The organism is Paenibacillus sp. 10L310, from assembly GCF_056395745.1.
This window is the reverse complement of sequence record NZ_JBFTKC010000014.1, coordinates 1-13,339: the sequence shown is the minus strand read 5'-3', so window position 1 is coordinate 13,339 and position 13,339 is coordinate 1. Positions and strand designations below refer to the sequence as shown.

The following is a 13,339-nucleotide window of genomic DNA, read 5'->3' as shown; positions in this document are numbered from 1 at the left end:
ATTAATCTGATTGCAATAAATCATCAAGGGTTATCCTAATCATGTCAGGTGAGGGCATGAGGAAGAGGCACCTTTTTCATGTAAAAGCCCTGTTTAGCTAAACTTCCTCACATTCCTTGTTGTATTTCTGCGGCACATCTCGTACAATTTGGTGGAGTAATTCTGCATTGCGTTAATGTGAATGTGAAAATTAAAGATTACATCAGGAAGCTGTACACAAGAAAAGGGGAGAATCGTTTGGAATCAAAGCAACTATCTAGAGGGCTAAAGCCCCGCCATGTAGAGCTGATTGCACTCGGAGGTACAATCGGCGTTGGTTTGTTCATGGGATCGGCAAGTACGATCAAATGGGCAGGTTCATCCGTGCTGCTGGCTTATTTATTGGCTGGTATCGTTATCTTTTTTGTCATGCGCATTATGGGGGAAATGTTGATTCAGGAGCCGGTCACGGGTTCGTTTGCAACATTTGCTCACAAATATATTAGTCCGCTTGCCGGATTTCTGACCGCCTGGAGCTACTGGTTCCTATGGGTTACGGTTGGTATGGCGGAAGTTACGGCGATTGGTATCTATGTCGGGTATTGGTTCCCGGATATTCCACAGTGGCTGCCTGCACTTGCTGGGGTGCTCATCATTGCGGCGGCAAATCTGGCGGCGGTGAAGTTCTATGGGGAATTTGAATTCTGGTTTGCGATGATCAAGGTGACGGCTATTGTGGCGATGATCGTGATCGGAACCGGGCTCATCTTCTTCGGCTTGGGGAACGGGGGAGAGCCAATCGGACTGTCGAATCTGTTCAGTCATGGTGGCTTCTTCCCTGGAGGCATCAAAGGTTTCCTCTTCGCATTGTGTATCGTAACGGCTGCGTATCAAGGGGTGGAGATGGTCGGTATTACAGCAGGCGAAGCGGAGAATCCGAAACACACTTTGCGTAAAGCGATCAAAAATATCGTGTGGCGTATTCTTATTTTCTACGTTGGTGCCATATTTGTTATCGTAACCTTGTACCCTTGGAACGAAGTAGGCGAGACGGGCAGCCCGTTTGTGCTCACCTTTGCCAAAGTTGGTATTGTTGCTGCAGCGGGGATCATTAACTTTGTGGTGCTCACGGCGGCCATGTCGGGATGTAACAGCGGGATCTACAGTGCGGGACGGATGTTATACACGCTGGCTGAGAATGGGCAGGCACCTGCCTTTTTCAAAAAGCTGTCCAAAGGTGGGGTTCCCCGCAACAGTATCGTCATTACAATCTCCTTGCTGCTGATTGGGGTTGTGCTGAACTACCTGATGCCGGACTCCAAGCTGTTCCTGTACATCTACAGTGCAAGTGTTCTTCCGGGCATGGTTCCATGGTTCGCGCTGGCGTTCAGCCAGTTCCGATTCAGAAGGCGTTGGGGCAACGAGATGGCGGATCATAACTTCAAGTCCAAATGGTTCCCGATCAGCAATTACATTATTATTGTGTATCTGATCCTCGTCATTATCGGTATGGCATTTAACCCGGATACGCGCTTGCCTCTGGTTGTTGGAGCTACGTTTATGGCAATCGTGGTGGCAGGATATTTCGCATTTGGCATTGGCAAAAGACAACAGATAGATGGCGGCGAAGATCGCTAGTCTAATATTCAAAAATCAACTTATATCGTAATTTCATACGTGCATTCCTTGAATACAATGGAGAACCTGCGGGTGATTCAGCGTCATTCAGGGAGTGCATTTTTTTATCCGCAAAATTCATGCTTGAATCTCCTGTAACTGGAGGTTTTAAGATTGGAGGTAGAAAGGGAGGCTTTAAGCATATGAGGACAGTAGAATGGATTTATCTTATTTTTAACTTGCTTATGTTCGTGGGGGTAATCGGGATCGGGAGACAGAGTCAACATTTTCGGAAAATGGTATGGGGTGGATTCGTCATATCGGGTGTGCTGTTGATCGTCCATAGTGTGGTCGAAGGACTTCGTTGGCCGATGATTCCGGCGTATCTGCTCACGTTGGTTCCACTGGTTGTGTTAGTTACACAGGCAAGACGCCAGCAAAAGTCAGGTGCAACTTCGCTGAATAGTAAATGTTCCGAGGCGCCATCTTCGACATCACCTGTAGCGGGGAAATTCGGACGTGTTCGAATCATCGCAACGTCTCTCTTGGTGGTGGTATACGCTATTGTGAGCATTGGCTTGCCACTGCTGTTCCCGGTGTTTTCGTTTGCCAAGCCAGCAGGTCCCTATGGAATCGGAACGGTATCCTACGATTGGACAGATAACAGCCGTGAGGAGTTGCTGACGAGTTCTGCCGGTGATCAACGGGAGCTGATGGTACAGATCTGGTACCCAACGAATTCAGACGCAGAGGGCGCAACAGCTCCTTATGTTAATAAGCCGGATATCTATGCGACAGCCTTCAATGAAGTGCTGAAACTGCCAAAGCTTTTATTTTCCAGTCTGAGTCAGGTCAAAACACATGCGATACAGGAAGCTCAGTTGTCTGAGGCCGAAGCCAAGTATCCGGTTGTTCTCTTCTCTCATGGTCTGCATGGGTATGAAAATCAGAATACGTTCCAGGTCGAGCAGCTAGTGAGTCAAGGATACATCGTTGTGGGCATTAATCACACGTATAGCAGTCTGGTGTCCGTATTCCCGGATGGACGTGTGGCGCAGTTTGAATCGGAAGGGAAAGAAGGTTTTGAGCAGCTACAATTCAGTTACATGGACAAGTTAAATGAGACATGGGTGAAGGATGCACAGTTTGTGCTGGATGAGGTAGAGAAGTTGGGTGCGGAAGATCCGAGCGGACGCTTTACCGGACGTATGGATCTGGACAATATCGGCATGTTTGGGCATTCATTTGGCGGAGCAACGACAGTACAGATGTTAATGGATGATCCACGTGTGAAAGCAGGCATGAATATGGACGGTGTATTGTTTGGCGAGAAACGTATCCCTGCGGAAGGCGTGGGCAAGCCGTTCCTGATGATGAGTGCAGACTCAACCGTTGCAGGTACAAGTGTGATGAGTGACGAGGAAATTGCTGCGATGGGCACGACCCGTCCGGAAGCCGAGAAATATTACGAGGAAGTGTACGAGCGCTATGAGCCGGTAACCGCAGGAGGGAACTTCTGGATGGAGCTGACCAACACCAAACATCTGAGTTTCTCCGACCTCTACCTGATCTCTCCACTGCTCGAATGGACGCAGGGTGTAGATGCGAGGGGGACACAACAGTTGGTTAACGATACAACGATTGATTTTTTCAACCACTACTTGAAAGGGCAATCGCTTCATTTGGACACGGAAGTGGGAGAACATGAATCCTATTCGTTGAAAAAAGGCTAAACGTATAAATGGAAGGAGACTGGAGTTCAGTCTTCTTCCATTTGTTTTAATCGTAACCGCATGCCCTCCTGCAACAGGTTAATGCCATCTACAATCTGGCTCCATTCGGGATTCATCACCTTGCACAGCTTGTTAAAACGCAGAATGCGATCGGTCACAGAGTCCAGCATATATCGGGCCTGTTTACTAAAAAATACTTCAGGTGTTTCGGCATGCTCGACACTTGCATACATCAACACAAAGTCCCACACCATGCTTTGCACAGCAGGGCTATCGATTGCCCAACGCTTGTCCAGCGCTTCGGTAGTGCGAATGCGAATAGCCTCCATTTTTTTCACCCAGACGTCCGCTTCGACTTGTGGTTGATTCACCATAATGAAGAATGGAACCTCCAGCCGAGCTAGATCAGCCCAATAGGCCGGATCATTGATCAGTTCCTGAATTTCCTTCCAGGCCAGTGTTTGCTGAGCCGTCAGTTTGGTATCTTTCATCATGTATTTATCAAAAAAGTGCAGAAACGACACTCTCCACTCCTGCGGAATGCTGTCCAGCAGATGGGATTCATCCACCTTGGCAGCAACAGATTGTTTTCGCCTGCTCGCATTGGCCGTTAGCGATTCTACCAGACTGGAGATGTAGGTAAGAGACTGCTCCGAGCGCAGTGAAGTTTCTTCTTCATGCTGCCTCGCTTGCTGCAAAACGGAGAGCATGGAATTCATCGTGCCGATCTGGGTTTCCAACGCTTCAATCTGCAGATCCAGTGCCTGTGCTACCGCCAGTTCACCGGACATGAGCTTTCGAATATCCGGTATGCTGAAATTCAGATAACGAAGTGTTGTAATGAGTTCGAGTTGCCACAGGTCTTGCGTTGTATAGAGTCGATGCCCACCTTCCGTATGACTGGAGGGTTGTAACAGTTCAATCTCATCGTAATAACGGATCGTTTTCACCGTGGAGCCGATCAGTTTGGCTGCTTCACCGATGGAATAGGGTTCTTTGTTTGCATTCAACGAGATCACCTCATGATTCATTATACAACCTCCTGTCACTGGAGATTCAATGTTAGACGACTGTCATGGAATTCTGGCGGGCTTAGTTTAAATTCCACCCATCTCGGTTACAAAGGAAAGAGTGCAACTTTTACGCAAATTAAATTCACAACAAATAAAAAATACGTTTATACGATGGGTATCGTGTAAATAACCAAGGAGGAAATTGAACATGGCTAATCAAGATCAGCACACCATGCAAGATCCAACGACCCAATATCCAAAGGCGACACCGGAGTGGAAACAGCAACAGGATGAGCCGGGGCTCCAGCGTGAGATGACCCCTGTTCCCGATGCGGGTGAGAAAAGTTATAAAGGCAGCGGACGTTTAACAGGACGTAAAGCGGTTGTGACCGGAGCCGACAGCGGAATAGGCCGGGCGGCAGCGATTGCGTTTGCTCGTGAAGGCGCGGATGTCGTTCTTGCCTATCTGCCGGAAGAGGAAGCAGATGCGCAGGAAGTTGTGAAGCTGATTGAGGAAGCCGGTCGCAAAGCAATTACGATGCCAGGTGACCTGAAGGATGAGAAATACTGTGAAGAACTCATTGAATCTGCGGTAAAAGAGCTTGGCGGGATTGATATCCTTGCTAACGTGGCAGGTAAACAGCAGTTTGTGGAGCAGATTGCGGATCTGACCACCGAGCAGTTCGATGCAACGTTCAAAACAAATGTCTATTCCATGTTCTGGCTCTGCAAAGCAGCTGTGAAACACATGAAGCCGGGCAGCTCCATTATCAACACATCATCGATTCAGGCATACAAACCTTCGCCAATCCTGCTGGATTATGCGACAACGAAGGCATCCATTAACACGTTCAGCAAAGCGCTGGCGCAACAGGTGGGTAGCAAAGGAATTCGTGTCAACGTTGTTGCACCAGGCCCGGTATGGACACCACTTCAGGTCGTGGGTGGACAACCAGTCGAGAAGCTGGCCGATTTTGGCTCCAATACACCGCTTGGTAGAGCAGGACAACCTGCCGAGATGGCTCCGGCATTTGTGTTCCTGGCAAGCCAGGAATCCAGCTATGTGAGCGGAGAGACACTGAATGCAAATGGCGGTACGGTTAGTCCGTAAACGTTGGATATAAAAGGCCTATAAATCCTAGGTCAGTACTCATAGGAAATTTAAGCAAAACACTCCATTCCCGATGAAGGTGAATGGAGTGTTTTATTGTTATGTTATTTTTTATGAAAATAAAATTACTTCTGCTCTGGTTTCGGGTCCAGAATGGCATAACTGCCTAGCGTGGCTAATTGTGCTGTATTCAGAAGGGCTTCATCCACTGCAGCGAGGGCTTCGCCGGCAGCTGTCATCAGCTCATCAGAGTCAACAGGTGAGGCGAAACGGAGAATGACCCGGTTCTCTCCTTTTTTGAGTTCACTCTCAGCCTTGGTTTTGTACTCATTAATGGACGCGACTTCGAGATCATTCTGCACATAATAATCATTGGCATCGCTCTCGCCATTAAACATCGTGAGCTCGGAATCAAGCCAATAATCTTGATCCGCTATCGTTTTCTGACTTGCAGCAGTCTCATCATTGGCATTGTACAGGAAATACGGGATGCCGGAGTTCGTCAGGTTGTTGGTGGCATCGACATGGAACCATTCGTTCCCGATTTTGACCTTGTTCCATGCATGTGGAACGCCGCTGGAAGCGCCCGTTACAACGATGCTTTCCAATCCCGAGAGATCGGAGAGCAATTTGTAAACGGAAGCATAGCTGGCACATACCCCAACTCCTTTGACCAGAATACCGTATGTGGTAAACGAGTCATTAAACTGTGGATCGACATTTTTGAAGTTGTTTTGCTCCGCATTTTCCAGCGCTGCATCATCATACTTTGCGTTATCGTTCAGATAATCGTAGATGGCTTTCCGTTTCTCGTCTTCGTTCATACCATTCTTGATAATGGAAGCCACCACTTCGTTTGCTTTGGCAATAATCTCATCTTGCTTCTTCTGGATACCACTAGCCGATTCATTGTAATAAATGGAAAGGGTAAGTGTACCATAGTTGTATTCGAAACCTTCCACACCAAGAATCAATGGATTCTGGTACATCACTTTCAAAACAACATCTGAGAGTGTCGTGAAATTTTGAGCTTCGGGGAAAGCTTTTAACGAAATTTTATCTTGTGCCGCAATCATGTTCTTGGCTAAAACTTCTTCCAATGCGGAATCTGCATTGATCATTGCATCGCCTGTAGCAGGCTGAGGCACGGTTTCCTCATTACCTTGTTCTACATTTTGCTGTGTATTCGATTTCTGTTCATCTACCAGGTTGTCTTCTTCAGCTTCGGGAGCTGGAGCAGGTGTTTCATTGGAAGTTTCTTCAGAAGCCATATCTGAAGAATTATCAGAAGTATCATCGGAAGCCTCAGTAGATAGAGGATCAGTTGCATCTTCTGACGTTCCAGTATCGGTTGTAGACTCTGTAGTTGAAGTTTCCGAAGCCGGTGCTTCCTCTGTTTCCGTTGCAGACTCAGGTGCATCATGATTGTTAATGATCGTTGGCACATCAGGTGCAGGAACGTAAGGTGTGTCATTCTTTGGTTCCACCAGTCCGTTGCTGGAATCGGCTACGGTTTGCTGAGCAAGTCTGTCCAGGTCTGCTTGGGTCACATTTTCTACGCGCACGTAACTTTTCAAAGCTGTTCCTTTAACGTGAAAAGGAATATTCGTTTCATTGAACTCTGAAATTTCTACGCTTTTGGTATCATAGACAATGGTTTCACGAGCTAGAGAGCCGTCATTGTACTCAACTGTTGCTTTCTGAGGAAGTACATCTATATTCTTTAATTTCTCCCTATACAATTGTTCTTTCAGAGATGTTGGCAACTGGGAAGCAAGCGGAGCTGTAGGGACACCTCTGCTAAAATTGGATTCTTTGCCTCCGCCGATTGCAGTGACGTAATATTCTCCTCGTATACCATGGTTCTGAGTGGTAGTTATCATTTCATTATAAGTGCCTAGCCCGCCTTTTCCGTCTCTCAAAAAATCATTGAAAGACGTCTCTGTCGTTACCGCAATATCTAAAGGCAGACTATTACTGAACGCGTCCTCTGCGCCAGTTAGAGGTACATTTGTATCGAAGTTGGTTAGGTCAGAACGTTTATAAATTTTATATTCTGTGGCACCTTCAACCTTGTCCCAGACCAACTTGAACCGTCTATCTTTGTCAATTTCGTATCTTAGGTTAGGTACGGGTAACTCCGATTTTACTGTAAACGGAATAATGATGGGCTGATCGAGTAGTGTTAGCTTCTCAGCATCTGGATCATAATTCAGACGAATGTAATAAATGGGGGCACCGCCCCAAGAACTTTGATCCTTGTTCATCATGGAATCTGAACTTAAAACGCCCCATCCAAGAGGTCTAATAGAAATACTATTGTCATGAATATCTGATAATAAAGGTACTTCACTTGCTTTGAGTGCTTTAATATCGGTATGTACGGATATGGTATCTCTCAGGGACCAATTAGATTTTCCTAAATCTGCTTTAAACTTGAACGTAAATTCTTCATCCTGAGCTACGTTGTACATCGGCATGATCGCTTGTTCCGATTCAGAGCCGTATTTCTGCTTCAAACTTAAAATGGTAGAACCTTCTACTACTTCTGTAGGGTTATTTTCGGACGGACTACTCTCCTGTTCAGTACTCTGGCATCCAGCCAGTAACAGGGTGAGTGCAAACATAATGAAAAATAGACGTTTCATGATACACCGCTTTCTTGTTTTTCTGAGTTGCTCTAATGCTACGTTTCTACACACCGAAAGACTATCAAAATTGGTTAAAACCCATACACGAACCTCTTAACAGCCAAACCTCCTATTAATTTCCTAATATCCTTTGCTAGTTTATGGTCATATTGACGCATTGTCAAGGTGAGAGGGTAGGTTTTAAGTCCTGTAGAACAATAGAACAGTTGTAATTCCATAGCGGGGGGACCATGTTAAAATACAAGAGTTACTACATATTTATATATATAACAGAAGAATAATTGAGGAGGCTGGATTGGCGTATGACAGCAGAACAGATTGTCAGAACCTTTTTTGAAGAAGTCCGATCAGGCCGGAATCCTGATTATGCAAGCAGCGTGATGGCGGAACAAGTACTGGCTCATCAAGTAATATCCGAAGCTGAGGTCACGGTCACCCGAACACCTTCCGATTATACGGATCATGTGCGAGAGATGATTGAAGCATACGGGGAGTTTTCACTCGAAATTCTGGAGTTGCTGACGCAAGGCGATAAAGTCTATGTGCGCTGGAGACAAACCGGTACCCATGTTGGCGAAGTGGACGGATACAGCCCAACCAAACTCCCGGTTATTGAAATTGCCAGTGCGGTATACCGAGTGGAAAACGAACGAATTGCAGAGTATTGGATACAGATCGACAGGTTGGGCATCGAGAAACAATTGGAACGTAATCGGAGCTGAGTTTCTCAGCTCTTTTTTAGTTTTCAGTTCTTTGTAAGCGTTCCCGTGTTATAATGGACAAAGTTGTATACAAGTTACCTAAAACGTTTTCTGTCTTTTAACTCCATAATCTGAAAGTGAGGTTCAGTGATGATTAAAGCAACGGAAGATAATCAATATGTTGAACTAACAAGCCCGACAAGTTTACCGAAGGCATCCGGATTCCTTTGGAATGAAAAGATGATGATTCATGTGAATTGCCGGGGGTACGCGGTGGCCCAATTCATGCAGCCCGAACCTGCTAAATACTCGTATGCGCCCAACCTGGAAGCCAAGACGTTTATGCAACCGGAGCAGCCATACTATGCCCACCATCCGGGACGGTTTGTCTACATTAAAGATGAAATAAGTGGCGAAATTTTCTCAGCCCCGTATGAACCGGTTCGCAAGCAGGCGGATAGCTATACGTTCGCTGTCGGTAAACACGATATTCATTGGAAAGTGATTCAGGACGACATTTGCATCGAGATGTCCCTGCGTCTGCCGAAGGAAGATGTCATGGAGCTATGGCGTGTGAAGGTAACCAATCTGTCTTCGAGAAAACGCAAGCTGAGTATCTACCCGTATTATACGGTCGGTTATATGTCCTGGATGAACCAATCCGGTTCATATGTGGAAGATTTGCAGGGCATTATCTGCTCGGCGATTACGCCGTATCAGAAATATCAGGATTATAGCAAAATCAAAAACTATAGTGACAAAACCTATCTGCTTGCAGATCACCAACCGACTGGCTGGGAAGTAAATCATGAGACTTTTGAAGGCGAAGGTGGGCTACATAATCCTTCGGCCCTGCAGTCGGAGACACTGGCTGGTGGAGATGCACGGTACGAGACACCTGTAGCTGTATTGCAATATAGAGTCGAACTGGAAGCAGGAGCGGAGCAGGCGTATCGATTCATCTTTGGTCCGGCTCATGATGAGACAGAGATTGAGGGCATTCGTCAGCATTATTTTGTGAAGCAGAATGAGGAAGGACAGGATGGTTTCACCGCAGCCGAGCAGGAGTATGCTGGTTATATTGCGGAAGGGCAAGGGAACATCCAGATTGAGACACCGGACAGCTGGTTAGATAATGTCGTGAATCATTGGTTGCCTCGCCAGATGTACTATCATGGCAAAACCAACCGTCTGACAACCGATCCGCAGACGCGGAATTATTTGCAAGACAACATGGGCATGAGTTATATTCAGCCGCAGATTGCACGAGCTGCGTTCTTGACCGCTTTGTCTCAGCAGCATATAAGCGGCGCGATGCCAGACGGCATTATTTTGCACCCGGACGCAGAACTGAAATATATTAACCAGGTTCCTCATACTGATCACTGCATCTGGCTTCCGGTCTGTATGAAGACCTATTTGGATGAAACGAATGACTATAGCATTTTGGAGGAACAGGTTGCTTTTACAGACAGTGAACAAAAGGTTTCCGTACTGGAGCATATGAATCTTGCAATGCGCTGGTTGATCCATGAGCGTGATGCGCGTGGGTTGAACTATATCAATCAGGGTGACTGGTGTGATCCGATGAACATGGTGGGGTACAAAGGCAAAGGCGTATCCGGCTGGTTAACCATTGCGTCGGCATATGCGTTCAATGTGTGGGCAGATATTGGTGAACAGGCAGGGCATGGCGAGGTTGCAGCGGAATTCCGTCAGGAAGCCACTCAGACCAATGCTGTAGCCAATGAGTATCTGTGGGATGGGGACTGGTATGCCCGCGGAATTACGGATGATAACGTAGTGTTTGGTGTAAGCAAAGACGTGGAAGGGCGCATCTATATCAATCCTCAGAGCTGGGCACTTATGAGCGGTGCTGCGGATCAAGATAAACAGGAGAAGTTAATCCGTGCGGTAGAGGAGCAATTGGAGACGCCATATGGTGTCGAGAAGCTCGCGCCGTCTTTCACAGCGATGCGGGAGGATGTAGGCCGTGTTACGCAGAAACATCCGGGAAGTGCAGAGAATGGTGCCGTGTACAATCACGCGGCGGCGTTCTATATTTATGCGTTGTACCTGGTGGGCGAGAAGGAGAAGGCGTATCGTCTGTTGCGTAAAATGATTCCTGGCCCCGATGGCGAGGATATTCTCCAGCGAGGTCAGCTACCTGTATTTATCCCGAATTATTATCGCGGAGCTTATCGGCAATTCCCACGTACAGCTGGGCGCTCCAGTCATCTGTTCAACACCGGCACAGTACCTTGGGTGTATCGCTGCCTGATCGACGGATTGTTTGGACTGCAAGGTCATGCACAAGGACTTCAAGTGCGGCCGCAGTTACCAGAAGATTGGAACGAGGCATCAGTTACGCGGTTGTTCCGCGGGGCTGAGCTGAATGTAAACATGAAGAAGGATGCAACTGTCCGGACAATTGAGGTACATGTTGACGGTCAACGGATTGCAGGCGACATCATCAAGAATATACAGGCTGGCGTGAAATATGAGGTGCTGGTGAAACTGCCTTTGTAGAAAGAGTACGGAGTAGCTGATAAACGGTGTGAAGAGTTTTGGACAATCACTAAGAAAAATTAAAAACTGCCTTTCCTTCATAGGAGGAGGGCAGTTTTGCTTTCAAGATGTTGTTTTGAATTAATCTGTTTGTCAGACTGAATATGATAAAAGAATCCACAAGCTAAGCTTGATTAGCAAACACTCTATTCTTTGACTCTGTACCAATAGCTATAAATCTCTGAATAACCCAGCTTGGCGTAAAGCTTCAAGGCAGGTGCATTATTCGCAACGACTTGCAGATAACTAGACGTAGCGCCATTCCTTTTTGCCCAATGCAGGAGATGCAAGATCATCTGTTCAGCAAGTCCCCGATTCCGGAAGTTAGCGTCTGTAATGATATCATACAACCCGATATAGCCACGTTCGATGACACCAAACCCACAAGCGACGACTTGCCCGTCGATCAACAGCGAGATGAAACCTACCTTTGTTCGGATATTGTCCAACATTAATTCCGTCGTTTCCCGTTGCAGATCATTCACCTGATTTAACCTGCAAAAATGATCCAGCCACGCTGTGGTCAACTGTTCGTCGATCTGTACAGTTTGGTGCACAGGCTCTTTGATCTCTTCCAGACTCCGAGTCTGGATACGGGTCAGATCGACAACGCCATACCCTTTTTCTTGCAAAAGCTGGTCGAGATGATCCGGCTGAATAAACGGCGTGATTTTGAATATGGTACTTAACTGATTGGAGGCATAGATGCGCTCACATTCCTCAATCTTTTTATGCACATCCAGAGTGGAGTCGTAGATAGGTTGAACGGAGTTGGCACGTTTGGTATATCCTTTGGCAAAACGCAGTACCCAGCCGTCATATAATAAGGTGGACAAGGGTTGCCAGTGGCTAAGCGATAGTTCTTCAATGGTTTTATGTTCTGAATCTATGGTATGTGTCATATCCAACCTCCGATTTTATAATTAAATAATAATACATAATTCTGTATAAAAATACAACACAAACATATATATCGCCGAACAGTATGCATTATAGCCGGAGATGGTATACAATTTAATTTGGTTGAATGAATAACTTCAGAAGCGGAGCGCGTTATGTTAACTATAGAATTAAATAATCACAGCATTAACTGTCATATCCAATACGGTAAACGCAAGAAAGTGTCCATCACGATGGACTTGCCTTATATGGTAACAATCAAAGCACCCAATGGTACCAGTGAAGACATGATCCGGCAACTTGTAGAGCAGCACGGGGATGTAATTTTGAAGAAATCCGCACTGATGCAGCGGGCGCTCGAAGGTCCTCAAGCCAAGGAATACGAAGATGAGGGCAAGGGGAAGTTTCTGCTTTTTGGCAAGGAGCATGCATTGCATGACTTAATCCCTGTAGAGGGTCTGACAGAAGAAGAGCTGCGAGCGAATCTGAAGAAGTTTTATTTTGCCGAGTGTAAACGTATGATTGGGGAGCGCATCGGTCGCTATCAGCAGGAGTTGAAGGTGAAGCCGAAGTCAGTAGAAGTCGTAGATTCTCCCACCAAGTGGGGCAGTTGCAGCTGGGACAAAAAACTTACGTTCAATTATCGCCTGGCGATGGCGCCATTGGAAGTGATCGATTATGTCATCATTCATGAACTTTGCCATATTCACCACATGAATCATGATCGCTCTTTCTGGCGACGGATCGGCAGCATCATGCCGGATTACAAAACAAAAGAAGATTACCTGATGCGCAATGGTCGGGCTATGACACTATAATTCCAGACCCAAGTTTGTACTTGATACGATAGATCCCTCCATTATAATTCGTAAAATCCGCGATGGTCCCACTGTTTGCAGTGAGCGGCTTCGCGGATTTTCGTATTATCAGGTTAGCCAGTAATTACTGGTTGGCCTTTTTTTGTGGTCGTTTTACGATGGGGGAAGCCGGGAGAACGTGGCGGTTTTAGGGGCTAGGACCTCGTAACAAAAACAGTTCTCCCACGACCTTCCAAAAGACCATGTGT

At 46.5% G+C, this 13,339-nt stretch carries 9 protein-coding genes; 6 read left to right on the top strand and 3 right to left on the bottom strand.

Features of this window, described 5'->3' with window-relative positions; translation table 11 throughout:
* The first annotated feature begins 237 nt into the window (after nt 1-237).
* Together AC1DE7_RS23705 and AC1DE7_RS23700 are read left to right on the top strand one after the other, a co-directional pair.
* Nucleotides 238-1,617, top strand: coding sequence for an amino acid permease (locus AC1DE7_RS23705; RefSeq protein WP_477535314.1), 1,380 nt, complete (start codon nt 238-240; stop codon nt 1,615-1,617).
* A 182-nt stretch (nt 1,618-1,799) separates the two neighbouring features.
* A complete protein-coding gene (locus tag AC1DE7_RS23700) occupies nt 1,800-3,329 on the top strand; it encodes an alpha/beta hydrolase family protein (RefSeq protein ID WP_339285547.1) in 1,530 nt (509 codons plus the stop codon).
* A 26-nt stretch (nt 3,330-3,355) separates the two neighbouring features.
* Here the strand turns inward: AC1DE7_RS23700 and AC1DE7_RS23695 are convergent, their stop codons facing one another.
* Nucleotides 3,356-4,360 (bottom strand): MerR family transcriptional regulator, encoded by a 1,005-nt coding sequence (locus tag AC1DE7_RS23695; protein WP_339285548.1) that lies wholly within the window; start codon nt 4,358-4,360, stop codon nt 3,356-3,358.
* Nucleotides 4,361-4,550: 190 nt separating this feature from the next.
* Between AC1DE7_RS23695 and AC1DE7_RS23690 the strand changes: the two genes are divergently transcribed.
* Nucleotides 4,551-5,453 carry an SDR family oxidoreductase gene (locus AC1DE7_RS23690; protein WP_017690578.1) on the top strand — a complete coding sequence of 301 codons (903 nt, stop codon included), beginning with the start codon at nt 4,551-4,553 and terminating at the stop codon, nt 5,451-5,453.
* A gap of 125 nt (nt 5,454-5,578) precedes the next feature.
* Here the strand turns inward: AC1DE7_RS23690 and AC1DE7_RS23685 are convergent, their stop codons facing one another.
* Nucleotides 5,579-8,101, bottom strand: a complete 2,523-nt coding sequence (locus tag AC1DE7_RS23685) for a transglutaminase domain-containing protein (protein WP_339285550.1) — start codon at nt 8,099-8,101, stop codon at nt 5,579-5,581.
* 305 nt (nt 8,102-8,406) lie between these two features.
* Here AC1DE7_RS23685 and AC1DE7_RS23680 point away from each other — a divergent pair, with 305 nt between their 5' ends.
* Both AC1DE7_RS23680 and AC1DE7_RS23675 read left to right on the top strand, forming a co-directional pair.
* The gene (locus tag AC1DE7_RS23680; RefSeq protein ID WP_339285552.1) at nt 8,407-8,826 is read left to right on the top strand and encodes an ester cyclase; all 420 of its coding nucleotides are present in this window, start codon (nt 8,407-8,409) and stop codon (nt 8,824-8,826) included.
* Between the two features lie 129 nt (nt 8,827-8,955).
* A complete protein-coding gene (locus tag AC1DE7_RS23675) occupies nt 8,956-11,334 on the top strand; it encodes a GH36-type glycosyl hydrolase domain-containing protein (protein WP_340983447.1) in 2,379 nt (792 codons plus the stop codon).
* 185 nt (nt 11,335-11,519) lie between these two features.
* Here AC1DE7_RS23675 and AC1DE7_RS23670 read toward each other — a convergent pair whose 3' ends face one another.
* Nucleotides 11,520-12,275, bottom strand: a complete 756-nt coding sequence (locus tag AC1DE7_RS23670) for a GNAT family N-acetyltransferase (RefSeq protein ID WP_340983446.1) — start codon at nt 12,273-12,275, stop codon at nt 11,520-11,522.
* 153 nt (nt 12,276-12,428) lie between these two features.
* Between AC1DE7_RS23670 and AC1DE7_RS23665 the strand changes: the two genes are divergently transcribed.
* Nucleotides 12,429-13,091, top strand: a complete 663-nt coding sequence (locus tag AC1DE7_RS23665; protein ID WP_036668307.1) for a M48 family metallopeptidase — start codon at nt 12,429-12,431, stop codon at nt 13,089-13,091.
* Nucleotides 13,092-13,339 lie beyond the last annotated feature (248 nt).